The organism is Stenotrophomonas sp. X (assembly GCF_055721025.1).
Window position 1 is genome coordinate 3,949,508 of sequence record NZ_CM146756.1, and the last position, 18,902, is coordinate 3,968,409.

General features: G+C 66.3%; 18 protein-coding genes. 11 read left to right on the forward strand and 7 right to left on the reverse strand.

Annotation, left to right across the window (positions count from 1 at the left end):
• The first annotated feature begins 156 nt into the window (after nt 1-156).
• Entirely contained in the window at nt 157-2,262 is a 2,106-nt protein-coding gene (locus ACZ75I_RS18165; protein ID WP_472958460.1) for a phosphoglycerol transferase I, read from the forward strand.
• 594 nt (nt 2,263-2,856) lie between these two features.
• Here the strand turns inward: ACZ75I_RS18165 and ACZ75I_RS18170 are convergent.
• Both ACZ75I_RS18170 and ACZ75I_RS18175 read right to left on the reverse strand, forming a co-directional pair.
• Complete coding sequence (locus ACZ75I_RS18170; protein WP_346476386.1) at nt 2,857-5,277, reverse strand: DUF3772 domain-containing protein; 2,421 nt, start codon at nt 5,275-5,277, stop codon at nt 2,857-2,859.
• Nucleotides 5,278-5,366: 89 nt separating this feature from the next.
• The gene (locus ACZ75I_RS18175; protein WP_005419952.1) at nt 5,367-5,615 is read right to left on the reverse strand and encodes a hypothetical protein; all 249 of its coding nucleotides are present in this window, start codon (nt 5,613-5,615) and stop codon (nt 5,367-5,369) included.
• A gap of 182 nt (nt 5,616-5,797) precedes the next feature.
• Between ACZ75I_RS18175 and ACZ75I_RS18180 the strand changes: the two genes are divergently transcribed.
• From ACZ75I_RS18180 to ACZ75I_RS18190, 3 genes are all read left to right on the forward strand, one after another.
• Nucleotides 5,798-6,292 (forward strand): lipocalin family protein, encoded by a 495-nt coding sequence (locus ACZ75I_RS18180; RefSeq protein ID WP_005419954.1) that lies wholly within the window; start codon nt 5,798-5,800, stop codon nt 6,290-6,292.
• 12 nt (nt 6,293-6,304) lie between these two features.
• Nucleotides 6,305-7,513 carry an NAD(P)/FAD-dependent oxidoreductase gene (locus ACZ75I_RS18185; protein WP_472958461.1) on the forward strand — a complete coding sequence of 403 codons (1,209 nt, stop codon included), beginning with the start codon at nt 6,305-6,307 and terminating at the stop codon, nt 7,511-7,513.
• 126 nt (nt 7,514-7,639) lie between these two features.
• Nucleotides 7,640-8,122 carry a hypothetical protein gene (locus ACZ75I_RS18190; protein ID WP_065178855.1) on the forward strand — a complete coding sequence of 161 codons (483 nt, stop codon included), beginning with the start codon at nt 7,640-7,642 and terminating at the stop codon, nt 8,120-8,122.
• 83 nt (nt 8,123-8,205) lie between these two features.
• Here the strand turns inward: ACZ75I_RS18190 and ACZ75I_RS18195 are convergent, their stop codons facing one another.
• The gene (locus ACZ75I_RS18195; RefSeq protein WP_472958462.1) at nt 8,206-8,640 is read right to left on the reverse strand and encodes a PepSY domain-containing protein; all 435 of its coding nucleotides are present in this window, start codon (nt 8,638-8,640) and stop codon (nt 8,206-8,208) included.
• Nucleotides 8,641-8,791: 151 nt separating this feature from the next.
• Between ACZ75I_RS18195 and ACZ75I_RS18200 the strand changes: the two genes are divergently transcribed.
• Genes ACZ75I_RS18200 through ACZ75I_RS18210 form a run of 3 tightly spaced genes read left to right on the forward strand, consistent with a single transcriptional unit; the run spans nt 8,792 to nt 11,057 of the window.
• Nucleotides 8,792-9,082 (forward strand): PepSY domain-containing protein, encoded by a 291-nt coding sequence (locus ACZ75I_RS18200; RefSeq protein ID WP_065198236.1) that lies wholly within the window; start codon nt 8,792-8,794, stop codon nt 9,080-9,082.
• On the forward strand, nt 9,082-9,741 hold the full coding sequence (locus ACZ75I_RS18205) for a response regulator transcription factor (RefSeq protein ID WP_154351547.1): 660 nt from the start codon (nt 9,082-9,084) through the stop codon (nt 9,739-9,741). Before ACZ75I_RS18200 ends, ACZ75I_RS18205 begins: the two co-directional genes overlap by 1 nt.
• Complete coding sequence (locus tag ACZ75I_RS18210; protein WP_180870401.1) at nt 9,738-11,057, forward strand: ATP-binding protein; 1,320 nt, start codon at nt 9,738-9,740, stop codon at nt 11,055-11,057. Before ACZ75I_RS18205 ends, ACZ75I_RS18210 begins: the two co-directional genes overlap by 4 nt.
• A gap of 163 nt (nt 11,058-11,220) precedes the next feature.
• On the opposite strand, the gene ACZ75I_RS18215 is transcribed toward ACZ75I_RS18210, so the two are convergent.
• On the reverse strand, nt 11,221-11,541 hold the full coding sequence (locus ACZ75I_RS18215; protein WP_180852567.1) for a DUF6122 family protein: 321 nt from the start codon (nt 11,539-11,541) through the stop codon (nt 11,221-11,223).
• Between the two features lie 36 nt (nt 11,542-11,577).
• Nucleotides 11,578-13,467, reverse strand: coding sequence for an arginine decarboxylase (speA, locus tag ACZ75I_RS18220; protein ID WP_061480252.1), 1,890 nt, complete (start codon nt 13,465-13,467; stop codon nt 11,578-11,580).
• A 191-nt stretch (nt 13,468-13,658) separates the two neighbouring features.
• Here speA and speE point away from each other — a divergent pair, with 191 nt between their 5' ends.
• Nucleotides 13,659-14,513, forward strand: a complete 855-nt coding sequence (gene speE / locus ACZ75I_RS18225; protein ID WP_472958463.1) for a polyamine aminopropyltransferase — start codon at nt 13,659-13,661, stop codon at nt 14,511-14,513.
• Between the two features lie 123 nt (nt 14,514-14,636).
• On the opposite strand, the gene ACZ75I_RS18230 is transcribed toward speE, so the two are convergent.
• Nucleotides 14,637-15,542 (reverse strand): aspartyl/asparaginyl beta-hydroxylase domain-containing protein, encoded by a 906-nt coding sequence (locus tag ACZ75I_RS18230; RefSeq protein ID WP_032954620.1) that lies wholly within the window; start codon nt 15,540-15,542, stop codon nt 14,637-14,639.
• 436 nt (nt 15,543-15,978) lie between these two features.
• Here ACZ75I_RS18230 and ACZ75I_RS18235 point away from each other — a divergent pair, with 436 nt between their 5' ends.
• Complete coding sequence (locus tag ACZ75I_RS18235; protein WP_005419978.1) at nt 15,979-16,638, forward strand: RIO1 family regulatory kinase/ATPase domain-containing protein; 660 nt, start codon at nt 15,979-15,981, stop codon at nt 16,636-16,638.
• Nucleotides 16,639-16,763: 125 nt separating this feature from the next.
• Here the strand turns inward: ACZ75I_RS18235 and ACZ75I_RS18240 are convergent, their stop codons facing one another.
• Entirely contained in the window at nt 16,764-17,102 is a 339-nt protein-coding gene (locus ACZ75I_RS18240; protein ID WP_005411374.1) for a P-II family nitrogen regulator, read from the reverse strand.
• 155 nt (nt 17,103-17,257) lie between these two features.
• Between ACZ75I_RS18240 and ubiK the strand changes: the two genes are divergently transcribed.
• Nucleotides 17,258-17,509, forward strand: coding sequence for a ubiquinone biosynthesis accessory factor UbiK (ubiK, locus tag ACZ75I_RS18245; protein ID WP_005419983.1), 252 nt, complete (start codon nt 17,258-17,260; stop codon nt 17,507-17,509).
• Nucleotides 17,510-17,634: 125 nt separating this feature from the next.
• Nucleotides 17,635-18,069, forward strand: coding sequence for an NAD(+)--rifampin ADP-ribosyltransferase (arr, locus tag ACZ75I_RS18250; RefSeq protein WP_242898897.1), 435 nt, complete (start codon nt 17,635-17,637; stop codon nt 18,067-18,069).
• The last annotated feature ends 833 nt before the right edge of the window (nt 18,070-18,902 follow it).

The window sequence follows — 18,902 nt, forward strand, 5'->3', positions numbered from 1 at the left end:
AGCGCGCGTGCTTTCAACAAACATTTCAGTCAGCTTCGTGCATGCACTATCGGGTCATCGGCCTGTCATGTGGATGTGCTTGCAGCAGCGCCGGTCGGATGGACACGCGTCGGTACGACGTCCATCGCCACCACCCCGTCACTGCCGAAGCTGCCTATGCTCTGGATACTGCTGTTGTCGTTGTTGCTGCTGTGCTGGCTGTTCCTCGCGTCCGACAAGTGGGTGTGGTGGAAGGCCGGTGCATTCTCGCTGCTGTTGCTGATGCTCAGCGCGTGGTGGCTGATCGACAAGCTGTCCGGGGATGGGCTCAACGCCGCCACGCTTTATCACCTCGGCGCCGACATGGAAGGCGCTGGTGTCTCCGACTTCAAGGGCTACATCGCCGGCTTCATCGTGCTGGCGCTGGTCTCGCTGCTGCCGCTGTTTGCCACGCGGGTGAAGCGCTGGCGCCGGCCCGGCCACGGTGGTGCGCTGTTCGCCGGTTTCGCGACCGTGTGGGTGGCGACGATCCTGATCAGCCCGCTGGCACGTGACGGCCAACGCCTCTACCAGCAGCTGCGCCCGGTCGATTTCGCCCGCATCGCCCCCGAGTACCAGGTGCCGACGCAGCCGCTGCAGCGCCCGCGCAACATCGTATGGATCTACGGCGAAAGCCTGGAACGCACCTATCTGGACGAGGCCGTGTTTCCCGGCCTGATGCCCAACCTCAACCGCCTGGCGTCCAAGTCGCTGGACGTGCGTGGCCTGGCCTCGGCCGAAGGCAGCGGTTGGACCATCGCCGGCCTGGTGTCGTCAATGTGTGGCGTGCCGCTGACCACCTCGCAGGGCGACGAGAACAGCATGGACCGCATGGGCAGTTTCCTGCCCAAGGCGGTGTGCCTGGGCGACTACCTGAAGCAACAGGGCTACACCAACCATTACCTGGGCGGCGCCAACGGCCAGTTCGCCGGCAAGGGCCAGTTCCTGGCCAGCCATGGCTTTGACGAAGTGCATGACCTGGCCTGGTTCAAGCAGCAGAAGAAGATCGGCCGCATCCACTACTCGGCCTGGGGCGTGCACGACGACGTGCTGCTGGACACCGCCTACCAGCGCTTCGAGCAGCTCTCGCGCGCCGGTTCACCGTTCATGCTGACCACGCTGACCATGGACACCCACCACCCGGCGGGCCACCTGCCGGTGTCGTGCAAGGGCGAGCGCTACCACAGCGGGCACGGCAACATCGGCCTGCTCAATGCACTCAAGTGCACCGACCGCCTGATCTCACAGCTGGTCGAGCGTATCCAGGCCAGCCCGTATGGGAAGGACACGCTGATCGTGATCGCCTCCGACCACCTGGCGATGCCCAACGACCTCAGCCACGTGCTGGCCAAGCAGAAGCGCGAGAACCTGCTGCTGTTCCTCGGCGACGGCATTGCCCCGCAGCAGCTCAGTGCCGACGCTGGCACCACCCTGGATTCCGGTGCAACCCTGCTCAGCCTGCTGGACCCGAACCTGAAGACGATGGGCTTTGGCCGTTCGCTGATCGATCCGCAGCGCGCGCCCAGCGCCAGCGTGGCCGCGCACCGCGATGATGGCCGCGACTACCCGCAGTACCTGGCCTTCGCCCGCTCGCTGTGGCTGGGCCAGCCGACCCGCGAACTGAAGATCGATGGCGATGACCAAGTGGTCGTTGGCCTGCAGCACGTGCAGCCGCCGGTGCTGCTGGAGTACGACAAGGACTGGGGCCTGAAGTCCGTGTATCTGGAAAACACCTCGCGCCAGTTCGATGATGCCGACCCGGACAACACCCTGGCCTACGTCGACCGTTGCACCGCGTTCGAGGACGGCTCGGCCGACGGCGACTGGTGCGCCCTGCTCGTCAACCGCGACAATGGCATCAAGCTGTACCGCGACAACGACCTGCGCGGTGGCATCGCGGTGGATGCACCGCTGGATACGCTCCAGGGCCCGCGCCCGAGCGTGCGCCAGGCACACATGATCACCCAGAAGGGACGCCGTACGCGTGCCGGCCAGTACATGCTGCAACTGGTGGCGAGCACGCGCCCGGACCGCGGCTTCTGGATCGAAGCGGTGTCCTCGCAGCGCAAGGTGGTACTGGCCCAGCAGTGGGTACAGCCCGATGCCAACGGCAAGATCAACGTGTCGTTCGGGCTGGATCACGAAGTGGACGATCTGGAGATCCGCGCGTGGTTGAACCACGCCGAGAAGCTGGCGGTGGATACGTTCGCACTGGTGCCCTCGCGCAGCCGACCGCGGGGGTAGGCCTATTTGCAGGGCTGCGCCCTGCACCCGCTACAAACCGGAGCAACGGCAACAGCAACAGCGTGCATTCCGTGGTTGGGCGGGGCGGTGTCGGAGTGCGGGGACGCCGTAAATCCGTCCCTGGAGGCTTGGCAGCCGCATCCATGCGGCTGACACCCCGCACTCCGACACCGCCCCACCTCTGACAGAGTCCTGCGGCTGTCGGTAGGTGTCGACCTTGGTCGACACAATCTGTCAGATATCGAAAATCAAAATGGGGTCAGATCCGTTTTCCTCCGGAAAGCGGATCTGACCCCAAAAGCAATTCCAAAAGATCGCGGAAAACTGTCGAAGGCGGGGTGGGTCCGGTTGCGGGGGCGTGAGCCGCATGGATGCGGCGACCGAGCTTACATGGGTGAGGGCGCTTCGCTTGCGAAGCACTGCTTCGCAAGCGCCCGAACGCGCAGCCGCCAGCGGCTGGGCCGGGCCCCGGAGGGGTACTTGCAGCGTCCCCCGCAACCGGACCCACCCCGCCATCCCACAGGAAACCAGCTTTTGCCGTTGCCGTTGCTCCGGCTTGTAGCGGGTGCAGGGCGCAGCCCTGCAAAGAACCCCCTACTCCTGCGGATCGCGGATGATGTGGATGTCGGTCGGGGTCGACAGCGGAATGTTCCGCTCGGCCAGGATCTGCAGCAGGCTGAAGTACAGGTCGCTGCGGGTGGCGTACACCTGCCGCGGGCTGGCCACGTAAGCGAAGCTGTTGATGGTGATCTGGCCACCGGCAATGCTGTCGATGTAGACCGTCGGTGCCGGCTGTTTCAGCACATTCGTGTGCGCGGTGTAGGCATCCAGCAGGGCCTGCCGCAGATTGCCGACATCCGTGCTGGGCGGCACCGCGAACTGGATCTGGATGCGGCCCTGGTTGTTGCCCATCGTCATGTTGCGCACGGTCTTGGTGACCAGCTCGGAGTTGGGCACGATCAACGTCGACTTGTCGCCCACCTGGATCTCGGTCGAACGCAGGCTGATGCGGCGGATGTCGCCCTCCTGGTCACCCAGCTTCACCCAGTCACCGATCTTCACCGGCCGCTCGGCCAGCAGGATCAGGCCGGAGACGAAGTTCTGGGTGATCACCTGCAGGCCGAAACCGATACCCACCGACAGCGCGCTGACCAGCAATGCCAGCTTGCTCAGCTGCAGGCCCATCGCGCTCAGCGCCCAGATCACCGCGATGATGATGCCCACATAGCGGGCAACGGTACTCACCGAATTACGCGCGCCCAGGTCCAGCTCGGTCTTGGGCAGGTAGGTGTCGGTCAGCCAGCGCTGTACCAGCTGGGTAACGGCCAGGCCAGCCAGTAGCACCAGCACCGCCAGCACGATGCGCACCGGCTCCAGCTTGGTTCCGCCAATGTCGAATCCAGAGGTGAACAGCGAGGAGAAGCGCTCCACCACCGCGCCGATGTTGCCGAACGGCGCCACCAGCGCCAGCAGCGCGATCAGTACGACGATGGTGCGCAACGCCGCCGACAGCAGCACGCCCGCCTGTTCCAGCCGGGATACGCTCAGGCCGGTGCTGAGCAGGATGGTCTGGCCGACCTTGCTGTCGGCGTTGAGCATCCAGGTGCTCAGGTCATCGACGAACTTGAACAGCAAGGTTGCGGCCAGCACTACGATACTGCCGCCGATCAGCTGCTGGTTCACGAACTTGGCGAAATTCAGGTAGCCCAGCAACGTGGCGACGATGGCCGCCACCACCGCGATGTTGCCCGCTACCCGGGCCAGTACCAGCCAGCTGCTGCGGCGCACGGGCGTGGTTGCCCCCACGCCATCGGCCTGTGCTTCCAGCTTGGCCTCGGCCTCGGCGGTCTGCCGCCGATGCAGGCGCGCCAGGGTCACCAGCATGGCCATGATCAGGCCGAGGTAGGTCAGGGCAATCAGGCCGTCCAACGCCACCGTGGTGACATCGCTGGTGCGCGTAGCCTGGTCGAGGGCCACCAGCACCGTGCTCAGCCAGGCCAGTGCCGCAGCGCCCCAGGCGTATTTGCGAAGCTTCAGCGCGGCGGTGTCGTCGAGGTTCAACAGCCGCCATGATGGGCGCTTGGGCACCAGCAGGCAGGCGCTGAGCGCGGCAATGAAGGCCGCACGGAAGGTGGCGGTCTCCAGGCCGTCGGCCACGACCTGCAGGCGCGGCGCGATGGCATCGATCGCATCCAGCGCCGCCATCAGCACCACTACCGCATAACCGGGCAGCAGCGTGCCCACCAGCAGCAGCCACATCGCCAGGCCAGACCGGCGCAGTCGTCCGTCAGGCGCGCGCTCGGACGCGGCGAACTTCCGCCCCAGCCTGCGCAGCCACAACCGCAGCGGGAACATCATCACCAGCGCGGCCAGCAGGCCCAGCAGCGGCGTGCCCCAGCCATGGCTGCGGATGCCGGCGACCAGCGCATCGCGCCCCTGCTCGGCCAACGGCGCAACGCGCGCGATATCGATCGGCAGGCGCTCGGCCACCTTGCTCCACAACGCAGGCGACAGCGGCGAGGCGACCTTCTGGCCCAGTTCTTCCGTACGTTGTGCGGTGCGCTGCTGCTCGATGTCCGCCGCCAGCTGCTGTGCACGCACGGCACTGGCCTTGGCCTGTGCCACCGACGCGGCCACGCCATCGCGCTGCCTGGTTATGGCCCGTCGCTGCGCCGCCAGCTCTGGCGGCTCTGTGGTGCCCTCGGCAGGCGTCCCCAGCTGCGCCAGTTGCTCGTTGATGCGATCCAGCTGGGGCTGCAGTGCCTTTTCCAGTGCCTCGGCGTCACGCCGTGCCTGCGAGGCATTCTCGGACAGCATCGCCAGCGTCTCGGTGGCTTCCGCATCGCCACGCTTGCGCTCGACATCCTTCAACCGCGAATCGATGTCCGCCAGCTGCTGCTTGGGCGTGGGGTCCTCCTCCTGTGCCAGCACCGGCGCGGACAGCAGGAAGGCAGTGCACAGCAGCAGGACCCACCAGGGCCCCCGTGCACGGATCGATCGCAGGAAAGAAGACACGCAGCCACACCGGTTCGCGCGGACCACCGCGCCTGCGCGCGACTATACGGCACAGGCGGTAAACGGCGGATGGGGGACGTGCAGCAGTATCAGTACTTCAGGCGCAGCTCTTCCACAGTCGGCTGCTGCAGCGCGTACCAGTCCTGGAACTCTTCCTCGGTGATCTCATCGGGCGCATACACCGCCACCGGGTGCCACTCGTGGTCGGTCGGCAGTGGCTGGCGCGGGCCGGCTCGCAGGCTGTAGCTGACGCCCTCGTAGTCGACCAGATCATCGACCTGAGGCCACTGTTCGCGTGCGAACGCGGATTCACTCTTCAACAGGATCACCTGGTACATCGGCACCTCCACCTCGGTTGGATCAGGAAAACACGGCGCTGGCGGCAGGATACCGCCATGCCGGTGACAACAGGCACGTCGCAGCAGCGACGGATCGTTCTGGACGCGGCCATCGCCCCGGCTTCACCCGCCCATGGCGAGCCCATCGGCATCGTGGAGGCCCGTCCCTGCCACGATGACCGATGACCGAGCACCCGCCGCTGAAGACCGTCGCCGACCTCAAGCTGCCGCGCTACCTGGGCACCTGGTACGAGATCGCGCGCCTGCCGATGCGCCACGAGCCGGAAGGCTGCACCGATGTGTCGGCGCACTACACCCTGCTCGACAACGGCAACGTCGGCGTCACCAACCGCTGCCGCATGGACGGCGAGATCGAAGAGGCCACCGGCGAGGCCTGCGCCGTCGACAACGACAGCGCGCGGCTGGAGGTCAGTTTCCTGCCCAAGGGCCTGCGCTGGCTGCCGTTCGCCAAGGGCGACTACTGGGTGATCCAGGTCGCCCCGGACTACAGCGTCTCGCTGGTCGGCAGCCCGGATCGCAAGTACCTGTGGCTGCTGGCGCGCGAGCCACGCCTGGACGCGACCGTGCAGGACCATTATCTGGCCGCGGCCCGCCTGCAGGGCTTCGATCTGTCCGAACTGATCCAGACCCCGCATACCGGCCACCCCACCGCCTGAGCACGACCACGCATGGACCTGAAAAGTGGCTACCCCTGGTGGGCAGTGCGCAACGGGCTGCTGCAGGCCTTTCCCCCGCTGGAGCAGGATCTGCGCTGCGACGTGCTGGTGGTCGGTGGCGGCATCACCGGTGCGCTGATCGCCGACGAACTGTCCGCCCACGGCCACGAGGTGGCGGTGATCGAGCAGCGCGACATCGGCTGGGGCAGCACGGCGGCCAGCACCGCGCTGCTGCAGTACGAGATCGATACCCATCTGCTGGAACTGGCCGAGCGCTATGGCAGGGATGCCGCCGCCCTGGCCTACCTTGCCTGTGCCGACGCGATTCCGCCACTGGCTGAAGTGGCACGCGGTCTGAAGGAGGTGGATTTCCGGCAGATGGACAGCCTGTACCTGGCCAGCCGGCGGCGCGACGTGCCGCGCCTGATGGCCGAAGGAGCTGCACGCCGCGATATTGGACTGGACGCGCGTTGGCTGGACCGCGAAGCCCTGCGCGAACGCTTCGACGTGGATGCCGGCGGCGCCCTGTTGACCCGCCAGGCAGCGCGGGTCGATCCCTACTGCCTCACCTACGGCCTGCTCAAACGAGTGCGCCGCCGCGGCGGCCATGTGCACGACCGCACCGTGCTGCACACGCTGAAGCCTGGCGCGCAGGGGGTGACCGCGATGACCGAGGCCGGCGCCACGGTCCGTGCCCGCCACGTGGTTCTGGCGATGGGCTACGCCAACCAGCGCTGGCTCGAACAGCGGGTCGCGCGCAACCGCAGCAGCTACGCCTTCATCACCGATCCCATCGATGCGGACGTGCTCGGCCGGCTGCGCAACACGATGGTCTGGGAGAGCGCCCGCCCGTACCTGTACCTGCGCGCCACCGGCGACCGCCGCCTGCTGGTGGGTGGGCTGGACGACGCCATCGATATCCCGGCCCGGCGCGACCGGCGCGTGCAGCGCAAGGCCGAAAAGCTGATGGATCAGCTCCTGCACTGGTTCCCGCGGCTGGACCCGGTGCCCGCCTTTTCCTGGGCCGGCACCTTCGCCGAAACCGCCGACGGCCTGCCCTTCTTCGGCCCGCACCCGCAGTGGGGCCCGCGGGTCCAACTCGCCATGGCCTACGGTGGCAACGGCATCACCTATTCAATGATCGGCGCCCAGCTGCTGCGGGCCCGGATCGAGCGGCGCAAGCATGCGCTGGAAGGGCTGTTCGGGTTCGAACGGTTGTAGCGTGCAGCCAGGCATGGCCTGGCTCTACCGCAAGCGGGCGCCGACAGGCATCATTCAAGCAACCCCTGCTAGCGTCGGCCTGTACCGCCGCGTGTTGCGCGGCCACCTGTCCGCTGGAGCGCCGTCATGATCCGCCCCCTGACCCTGCTGCTGTGCCTGGCCCTGCCGGGAACCGTGCTGGCCCAGTCCGCCGCTGGCGCTACCGCGCCGCAGGCTGCCGGCCTGGACCTGACGCTGCCGCAGGCGCCGCTGCGCTACCTCAACGACCCGGCCCTGCAGCAGGACCCGCCCGGCACCTATTACGGCGACAAGAGCGGCCCGCGCGTGCACGACGACGCGAAGATCGCCGACGTCACCGACGACAAGGTCAAGGTGTCCGGCAGCTTCACCACCGGCATCGGCTATTCCAAGAACGGTGGCAACAGCCACTACAACGCCGCCACGCTGAACCTGAGCAAGAACTACACCACCGATGAGGGCAAGACCCACGGGGTCAACGTCAACATCCACGTGAGCGAAGGCAAGGGACCGGGCTTCTTCGGTCCGTATGGCGGCTATTACGGCCGCGGCCCGGGCTATTGGGACTACCCGCCGCCGTACGGCTGGTAGGGCAGCCTCTGTAGAGCCGAGCCCATGCTCGGCTACGGTTGGCCGCAAAGCCGAGCATGGGCTCGGCTCTACAGAGGCCAACGTCAATCCAGCCAGCCATCGCGCTCGCTGTGCAGGATGCGGCCGTCGTAACCGCTCAGGCGCACGTCCACCTTCTGGTTGCGGGCATTGCGGGCTTCCAGCGACCAGGTCGCCCCATCGCGTTCCAGCGAATGGATCTCGCGCAGGCCATGCGACTGCGCCCGTGCCAGCACCTGCTCGGTGGTCAGCAGCGCGCGGCCGCTGTGCTCATCGAAGATCTCGCCGGTCTTCGGGTCCACGTAGACTTCGCTGAAGCGGCCATCGGCACGGCTCACGTCGGCTTCCCACAGGCCGTCATCGCGTTCGATCTCGTGGATCTGGGTGTAGCCGGCCTTGCGCAGGGTCTGTTCGACCTGGGCCATGCCCAGCGGTGCGGCCTGTGCGGCCGGTGCAATGGCCAGCAGGGCAACGGTGGCGAGGGTGAGCGACTTCAACATGGGGGTTCTCCTGTTCGTGTTCGTGGCCGGACCATCCCGGCAACGCCACGATGCATGCCTCGGTTAACAGCGCCTTAGCCGTGGCTGTTAGCCGGCTGTTAGTCATCCCCGGCACACTCGCGCCTGAACCCCTCCTTCTTTCTGCACCCGCATGCTCTCCACCCTGCCCCTGCTGCTGGCCCTGGCCAACGCCCCGATCGCCGCCGCGCCCGTCCAGGACCCGGCGCAGCAGGTCGCGCGCCGCGCCGTGCAGCAGGGCCGCTACGTGCCGCTGGAAAGCGTGGTCCGCGACGCACTCAAGCGCTACCCGGGCCAGCTGCTGGAAGTGGAGTTGGACGACGGCGTCTACGAAGTGGAGATCCTGCGCGGCGACGGCGTAGTAGTGGAGCTGGACTATGATGCGCGCAGCGGAAAGCTGCTGAAGACGGAGCTCGACGACTGATGCGCATCCTGTTGGCCGAAGACGATGCCGCACTGGCACAGCGCCTGGTGCCTCTGCTGGAACAGGCCGGCTATGTGGTGGCGGTGGTTGCCGACGGCCGCGAGGCCGAGGAGATCGGCCAGGTCGAAGACCTGCAGGCCGCCATCGTCGACCTCGGCCTGCCCGGGCTGGATGGCCTGAGCGTGATCGAGCGCTGGCGCGGCAATGGCCGCAGCTTTCCGGTGCTGGTGCTCACTGCGCGCGGGCGCTGGCACGACAAGCTGGCCGGCTTCGATGCCGGCGCCGACGACTACCTGACCAAACCGTTCCAGGCCGACGAACTGGTGCTGCGGCTGCGCGCACTGATCCGTCGCAGCCATGGCCACGCCAGCCCGCGCCTGCACTGCGGCCCGCTGCAGCTGGACGTCAACGCCGGCCGCTTTGAGCTGGATGGGCAGGCGCTGCCGCTCAGTCCGCAGGAGTTCCGCCTGCTCAGCTACTTCATCCATCACAGCGGACAGGTGATCGGCCGCGACCGGCTGGGCGAGCAGGTGTTCGACGGTGGCCACGACCCGGACTCCAATGCACTGGACGTGCTGCTCGGGCGCGTGCGACGCAAGCTCGGCATCGACCTGATCCAGACCGTGCGCGGCCAGGGCTGGCGGCTGGCCGCGCCGTGAGCCGGCAACCATCGCTGCGACGGCGCCTGCTGCTGGCCGGCGGCGTCGGCCTGCTGCTGGTCTCGCTGCTGGCCAGCGCGTTGCTGGGCGAGCTGTTCAAGCGCAGCGCGCGCGACCGCCTCGACCACGAACTGCAGCAGGACATGCTGACCCTGCTGGCGCAGGCCGAAGTGGATGCGGACGGACAGCTGCGCCTGCGCCAGGAACCCAATGACGCACGCTTCCAGCGCGTGTTCTCCGGTGCCTACTGGCAGATCGCCGGTGCCGATGGCCGCGTGCTGCTGCAGTCACGCTCGCTGTGGGATGAAACCCTGCCGGCGCCGGTTGCCGGGCCGGCCACCCGCAACCTGCCCGGGCCGCTGCAGCAATCCCTGCGCGCACGCGTGCAGCAGGTGCGCCTGCCGCGCGCCAGCGAACCGTTCGTGGCCGTGGTTGCCACTGATCGCAGTGCGTTGGATGCGGATGTCGCTGCATTCCGCAAGCGCACCGCCATCGCGCTGGGCGTGCTGGTCGCCGCCTGGCTGGCAGTGCTGGCCAGCCAGGTGCACTTCGGCCTGCGTCCACTGCATCGCCTCGGTGCGCAGCTGGAACAGGTACGGCGCGGCGACGCGCAACGCATCGATACGCAGGGCCTGGGGGCAGAGGTTGCGCCGCTGGGCGAAGAACTCAACGCACTGCTGGACCACCAGCAACGCATGGTCGCGCGTGCGCGCACCAGTGCACAGGATCTGGCGCATGCGCTGAAGACCCCACTGAGCGTATTGGGCACCGAAGCCGACGGCGATGGCGCGCACTGGCGGGCCACCGTGCGCGAGCAGAGTGCGCGTATGCAGGCCAGTGTCGACCGTTACCTGGCTGCAGGACTGGCTGCCGACCATCGCCAGCGCACCGGTGTGGCGGCCGTCGCACAGGCGATGTGCCGGCTGATGGCACGCGTGCATGGCGAACGTGGCATCACGTTCACGGCGGCCGGTATCGAACCGGCGCTGCAGTTCGCCGGTGCCAGTGCGGACTTGGAAGAGATGCTGGGCAACCTGCTGGACAATGCCGGGCGCTGGGCACAGCGGCAGGTCCAGGTCAGCGCGGAAGCCGACGACGGCCAATTGCGCATTGAGGTCCGCGACGACGGCCCCGGCCTGGCCGCGGACGCCCTGCTACGGGTCACCCAGCGGGGCGTGCGGCTGGATGAGCGCGAAGGCAGCAGTGGATTGGGGCTGGCGATCGTGGGAGATATCGCCGCCAGTTATGGCGGGCACGTGGTGCTGGAGAATGTACAGCCGGGCCTGCGCGCGACGTTGTGGCTGCCGGTGGGGTGAAACGACCAACCTGACGGTGGGTAGTGCCGGCCGCTGGCCGGCAACCACGTGGTCACCAGGAACACCCTGCGGAAGCCGGCCAGCGGCCGGCTCTACCAAGCGCCAATCCGACCGGCCAGCGTGCATCCGGTAGGTGTCGACCTTGGTCGACACGCATCAAGCATCAACGGTGATGCATCCACCAGCAATCAATTGCGTCCAGCACGATGTGGATGATCAGACCGATGCCGAACAACCGCGTTTTCTTCGGCACGCACAGCCCCGCATAGACCGCGATGGCCGGTGCGGTGTGCAGCGGATGGAAACCGATGCTGCAGCGGTTCGGTGCATAGATCGGATCGGCCAGCAGGTGGTCCAGGTCGATGATCCAGCCCAGCAACAACAGCAGCCACGCCGAGGCGAAGCGTTTGCGCCAGAACAGCCATGCCAGCAACGCTGGCACGGCGGCATGCAGGAACAGGTGGAAGATCGCGCGCGCGCTCATCGCAACGGTAGCGCCGGGCAAGCCCGGCGCTGTCCATCAGACCAGCGGTTCGTCGGACAAATAGGTATAACCGGTCAGGCCGGCTTCCAGCGCGTCCGACAGTTCCTGCGCGCGTTCTGGCGACAGCTGCGCTGCAGCCACGCGCTGCGCATAGGTCGCCCGCAGTTCGTCCAGGCGGTAACCCACGTAATCCAGCATCACGTCGGTGGTGTCGCCGCGGCGCTGCTGGGTAATGGCATAGCCATCGGCATCGGCCAGCACTTCCACCGCGTCGGTATCGCCGAACAGGTTATGGATGTCGCCCAGGATTTCCTGGTACGCGCCGACCATGAAGAAGCCGATGCGGTAGCTCTCGCCCGGCTTCATCTTGTGCAGCGGCAGCGAGCTGTCCAGGCTCTCGTTCTCGACATAGGTTTCCACCATGCCGTCCGAGTCGCAGGTCATGTCGGCGATGATGCCGCGGCGGTCCGGGGTTTCATCCAGGCGCTCGATCGGCACGATCGGGAACACCTGGTCGATCGCCCACACGTCCGGGATCGATTCGAACACGCTGAAGTTGACGAAATACTTGTCGACCAGGCGCTCGTTCAGTTCGTCCAATACCGGGCGATGGCTCTTCTCGTCATAGCTCAGGCGCGCACGCACGCCATGGGCGATGGCGTAGAACAGATCGTCGATGCGCGCGCGCTGCGGCAGGTCGATCTGGCCCAGCGCGTAGCTGGCCAGGCCTTCGGCATGGAAATGCTGCGCTTCCTGGAATAGCTCCACCGCAGGGCGCACGTCCAGCTCGTCGTGGATCTCGCGCAGGTGGCGGATCGCCGCCGGCTCGTCGTCGTGCTGGTCCGGCACGCGGCCTTCCTGCGCCTCTTCCACTTCCGACACATTGGCGATCAGCACCGCGTGGTGTGCGGTCATCGCACGGCCGCACTCGGTGACGATGCGCGGCGGGGTCAGGCCGAACTCTTCGCAGGCATTGGCCAGCGGCTGCACGATGTTGCTGGCGTAGGAATGCAGGCCGTAGTTGATCGAGCAGAAGCTGCGCGAACGGGTGCCTTCATAGTCCACGCCCAGGCCACCGCCCACATCGACGTGGGTGATCTTCGCGCCCAGGCGCGACAGCTCCACGAAGTAGCGGGTGGCTTCGCGCATGCCGTTGGCGATGTCGCGCACGTTGGAGATCTGCGAGCCCATGTGGAAGTGCAGCAGGTTCAGGCAGTCGGCGTACTCGGTGTCACGCAGCGACTTCCACAGGTCCAGCAGCTGGCGCGGCGACAGGCCGAACTTGGCCTTGTCGCCACCGCTGTTCTGCCACTTGCCGGCGCCCAGCGAGGCCAGGCGCATGCGCACGCCCAGGCCCGGCTTCACGTCCAGCGCCTTGGACTCTTCCAGCACCAGCTTCAGCTCGGACGGCTTCTCGATGACGATGAAGGTCTGCAGGCCCAGCTTGCGGCCGATCAGGGCCAGGCGGATGTACTCGCGGTCCTTGTAGCCGTTGCAGACGATCAGCCCGCCCGGGCGCGACAGCGCCAGCACGGCCATCAGCTCGGGCTTGCTGCCCGCTTCCAGGCCGAAGCCTTCGCCGTGGTGGCTGGCCAGGGTGCCGGCCACGCCGCGGGTCTGGTTGACCTTGATCGGGTACACGGCGGTGTAGCCGCCGCTGTACTCCCAGTCCTGCTGGGCCTGGGCGAAGGCCGCCTGCAGCTTGCCCAGGCGCTGGCCGAGGATGTCCGGGAAGCGCACCAGCAGCGGCAGCTTGGCACCCGCCGCGCGCGCCGCATCGACCACCTTGGGCAGCGACACCACCGGGCCGTCCGCCCCGGTCGGTCTCACCACCATGTGCCCGGCCTGATCCACGTCGAAGTAACCGTCCGCCCAATGCGGGATCGAGTAGGTCTTGCGGGCTTGGTCGAGGGACCAATCGGTCATTTCAGTCGGCCTTGTTGGCAATAAAAGGGGGGGCATGATAACGCCTATGTGCCCACAGGTTCGTTATCATGCGCGCCCGCGCCCGTGACAGGTTCCAACCTGAACGGGCCGATCCGTCCGGATGTGGCATCTGTGCCACGCGGCCCCGCCCGCCAGCCCGGCTCCACCCCTCCGAACAGGACTGTTTTCCCATGACTGACAGCAACAACTGGTACATCGAACACTTCGAGCGCACCGGCTCGGCCATCGGCTACCGCATCACCGGCAAGCTGGACGAGGTGCAGTCGCCGTTCCAGAAGATCGAGATCTTCCAGACCACCGACTGGGGCAACCTGATGACCATCGACGGGGCCATCATGCTGACCAGCAAGGACAACTTCTTCTACCACGAGATGATCAGCCACCCGGTGCTGTTCACCCACGCCGCGCCCAAGCGCGTGGTGATCATCGGTGGCGGCGACTGCGGCACCCTGCGCGAAGTGCTCAAGCACACCGGCGTGGAGAGCGTGACCCAGTGCGATATCGACGAGCAGGTCACCGTGATGGCGCGCAAGCACTTCCCGGAACTGTGCGCCTCCAACGACGACGCCCGCGCCGAGCTGCTGTTCGACGACGGCGTGGCCTACATGGCCAACTGCCCGGCCGGCAGCGTGGACGTGGTGATCGTGGACTCGACCGACCCGGTCGGCCCCGGCGAAGGCCTGTTCAACAAGGCCTTCTACGAGAGCTGCTTCAAGGCCCTGAAGGACGACGGCATCCTGGTGCAGCAGTCCGAGTCGCCGCTGATGCAGCTGGAGCTGATCAACGAAATGCGCACCGAGATGGGCAAGGCCGGCTTCGGTTCGTTCAAGACCCTGCCGTTCCCGCAGCCGTGCTACCCCACCGGCTGGTGGAGCGTGACCATGGCGCGCAAGGGCGACAGCAGCTTCGACTTCCGCCAGGCCGACTCGGCCGCCAAGACCTTCAACACCCTGTACTACACCGCCGCGCTGCACACCGGCGTGCTGGTGACCCCGCCGTTCGTGCAGGCGGCATTGAAGGGTTGATCCAAACGAAAACCCGCGCTGGCGACAGCGCGGGTTTTCTGCTTTCTGTAGAGCCGAGCCATGCTCGGCTGCTCTTCGGACAGGTTGCGGTAGACCAAGCCGAGCATGGGCTCGGCTCTACAGTTACAGCGCCCAGATACCCGCGATCACCGCCACCACCAGGCCCCACTTGATCAGCTGGTAGGCCACCACGCTGCGCTCGCGCAGTGCCTTGGCCTTCAGGCGCACCTTGTAGACGCTGCCGAATGCCTTGTTGACGCCACCGGTCGGGTCACCCGGCAGGTTCGGCGAGGCGCCACCGGCCAGCAGCGTGGCCGCCACCGCGCGGTTGAACAGCCCCGGCAGGCCGAAGCGCAGCGGGCGGGCGATGTCGCAGAACAGGATCACGCGGTCCTGCTGCGTCTCGTTGTGTGCATGGTGGATGTAGGTCTCGTCGAACATCATCCACTCGCCGTCGCGCCAGCTCTTCTTGATGCCGTCCACTTCGATGTAGCAGGCATCGTCGTTGGGCGTGCTCAGGCCCAGGTGCAGGCGCAGCGAGCCGGCGAACGGGTCGCGGTGCGGGCGCAGCTCACTGCCCGGCGGCAGCTGCGCGAACATCGCCGCACGCACATCCGGGATCGACTCGATCAGCGCCGTGGTCTTCGGGCACAGCGTCTTCGCCGACGGGTGCGACGGGCCGTACCACTTCAGGTAGAAGCGCTTCCAGCCACGACGGAAGAACGAATTGAAGCCGGCATCGTTGAACGTGCTGGAGGCGGCGATCTTCTGCGCGTCGCGCAGCGCCAGCGCCTCGTCGCGGATCATCTGCCAGTTCTGGCGCAGCGGCTCCAGCTGCGGGAACTCCTTGCCCGGGTCCAGGAACGGCGTGGTCGGCACCTTCGAGAACATGTACATGACCACGTTGATCGGGGCCATGAAACTGGAGTGGTCCAGCAGCTGGCGCGACCAGCGCGCGCGGACCTTGCCACGGAAGTGGATGTACAGCACGCAGGCGACGAACAGCGCTGCAATGACGATTTTGATGATCAAAGCACTTTCCTCCAGCCGCGGCCGGAACGGGAAACGGGGCGATGCACGGCCAGGCGGCCAGCACCGGTTCGGAACGCGGCAGGGGACGGGGACGTGCCGGAGGGGGGCGGCCGCCGATGTCGCGGGTTAACAGCTTATGGTCGGCAGGGCGTGCGCCGGGGTCAAGTTGCCCGTGCGCCGCGTTCAGCCGGTTGTGAACGAGGCGCAGGGCGGAGCGCGCAAGCGGTTGATACTAAAGGCCAACCGGAATAAGTGAGACAGAATTGTCCGATTCTGCGCGACGAACTGTTCCAGCCACGACCCCGACATTTCTCCGACAAACCGTGGAATAGCGAACTGACGAGTACTAAAATTAACGAAAACTTAGTAACTCCCTGTAACACCGGTTCGCTTGACGCATTGCGCCACCCACCGGGTCGTCCGAGACCCCGACATGCATCTTCCTGCCCTGCCCCCCTCCTCCTGCGGCGATGACGCCGCCTCCCCGCTGCTGCTCAAGCGCGGCGAGCGTTTCCTGGCCCCGGATGTCTACCGCACCTGCCTGGACGGGCGCGAGGCGGTCATCAAGGACTATTCCCGCTACCGCGGCACCCCCGTTTCGCTGATCGCGCGGCTGATGGTGCGCCGTGAAGCACGCATGCTGCAGCGCCTCGGCGGCTGGAAGCATGCCCCCGCACTGCTCGGCACCCTGGGCGGCCTGGCGCTGGGCATGGAGTTCATCCCGGGCCAGACCCTGAGCACCGCGCAGGCCGTGGGCAATGAAGTGTTCGAGCAGCTGCAACACGCGCTCAGCCGCCTGCATGCCGCCGGCATCACCCACAACGACCTGCATGGCACCAACGTGGTGGTCAGCGGCGGCGTGCCGGTGCTGCTGGACTTCACCTCCGCCTGGCGCGCCCCGCGCTGGCTGCGCCGCAATCCACTGAGCCGACAGATGCGCCGCAGCGACATGAAGAACCTGCTGAAGATCCGCCAGCGCGTGACCGGCCAGGCCCCGAGTGCCGCGCAGGCCGCGCTGGTGGCCGACCCGGGCTGGGTGGCCGCGGTGCGCCAGGGCTGGAAGCGGTTCTACAAGTGGGCGAAGCGCCGGTAGGGGTCGAGCTTGCTCGACCGCTTTACCGCTCTTTGTAGAGCCGAGCCCATGCTCGGCTGCATTTCGCGCGATGCAGGAACAGCAGCCGAGCATGGGCTCGGCTCTACAACATCCCGCCAAACGGCTTACAACGCGTCCGCGTCCAGCTCACCGGTGCGAATACGCACCACGCTGCCCAGGTCGTACACGAACACCTTGCCGTCACCGATCTTGCCGGTGCCGGCGGCCTTCACGATCGCCTCAACCACCGCCTCCACCTGGTCATCGGTCACCGCCACTTCCAGCTTCACCTTCGGCAGGAAATCGACCACATACTCCGCGCCGCGGTACAGCTCGGTATGGCCCTTCTGGCGACCAAAGCCCTTCACTTCCGTCACCGTGATCCCGGTAACCCCACGCTCGGCCAGCGCTTCGCGCACGTCGTCGAGCTTGAACGGCTTGATCACCGCCATGACCATCTTCATCGTCTATCTCCTGTCTTCCGGCGTGGAGGATAGCGCCTGAACGCTGCCCGTGCGAAGCCGCTGCGGCCTGTCCGGGCAGTGGGTGCCAGCAGTATCCTTGTGCCCGAATGGCCTGCCCGCGCCGGATGCACGGGCCCACCCCCACGGAGCACCCCATGATCGACCTGAATCAAATCGATGACCTCGCCCGTCGCCTCAGCGACCTGGTGCCGCCGGGTCTGCGCGAATCGCGCGAGGAACTGCAGGCCACCTTCAAGAGCGCGCTGCAGGCCGGCCTGGCCAAGCTCGACCTGGTCACCCGCGAGGAGTTCGAAGTGCAGCGCGCCGTGCTGCTGAAGACGCGCCAGAAGCTGGACGCGCTGGAAACCGCCGTGCGCGAGCTGGAAGGGCGCGGCGCCGCAGAATGAAAAAAGGAGGCGCACCGCGCCTCCCACTACAGAGTATTTCCCGGATGGGGCCTTGCAGCAAGGCCCACCGGGCGCCCTAGACTCGCCGGCCTGTCGATCCGGCAGGACACGCAGGGGCAGTGCCGATGGCGCAGGACACCGAATGGACACCCGTTTCGCATGACACCTGCCACCAGGTCGCCGGGCCGTTCTATCACGGCACCCGCGCTGACCTCGCGGTGGGCGAGCTGCTGAGCGCGGGCTTCCGCTCCAACTATCGCGACAGCGTGGTGATGAACCACATCTACTTCACCACGATTGCCAAGGGCGCCGGGCTGGCTGCGGAGATGGCCAAGGGTGAAGGGCGACCGCGTGTGTATGTGGTGGCGCCGACCGGGCCGTTTGAAGACGATCCGAATGTGACCAACAAGAAGTTTCCCGGGAACCCGACGCGGTCGTATCGGAGTGCGCAGCCCTTGCGGGTGGTTGGGGAGGTTACGGAGTGGGAAGCCTATGACGCGGAGTTCGTTCGGCAATTGAGGGCGTTTGTTGCTTCGGGGAGTGGGGAGATCATCAATTGATGGAAGGAGAGACCCATGCCTTGGCTCACGGAAGATCAATGTCGTCGAACGATGTCCGCTTTCGGACAGAAGCGGACGTTCAACTCTGGAATTAGTCCGACTCGCGAAGCAAGCTCGGCTTGACTGAACTGTTAGGCGCCAACCTGCGACCCGAAGCCGGCAGGAAGCAACCGAACGTCCTTAGACATGCAAATGCCATTACCCCCGGAAAATGGCCGTACACCCAAGATGGTGCCCTGCTGCGCGAGCTCTGCCTGGACAATGACGATAGGCTGCTCAGAGCCATCGTCCAGTATCTGAACTGCGCAGCATGGAAGGCTCATTGGAGCTGGAGTGGAACCACCCTGTACATAGAAGATGGCCGAGCCGGCCGCAACATCAGCCTCGGTCGCTGCGCGGCCGACCATGCAGGGTGAGGCATGCCAATCGGTTGCCGAAATGGGACCCCAAAGATCAGTCATAGCTGTAGTGGCGCCCAACTACCAAGTAGACGGACCCGTGGGTCCGGTTATGCGACTCGCCCACAAAGCACCGATCTGCGCGCTTCGCCTTGATACAACTCGATCTTAGGGCGGCAGGGTCCGGCTAACAGGGCAGCGTACAAATGGACCCAGTGGCAGGATCAGCGGCCGCACCAATGGCCGCCCTGGGTCGTAGGACGCCCGACGGCCACAAGCAGCCTTCCGGCTAGTATCATCTTTGATTGTCAACTCAAGATTTGTTTACGAACGTCAAGTCGCCTATCGAAACTCCATGGGGCGCCATGACTGAGTCTGCGCGTCAGAACATATTAATTGGCGGCAAGACAGGAACAGGTCAAACCCCTTTACGAT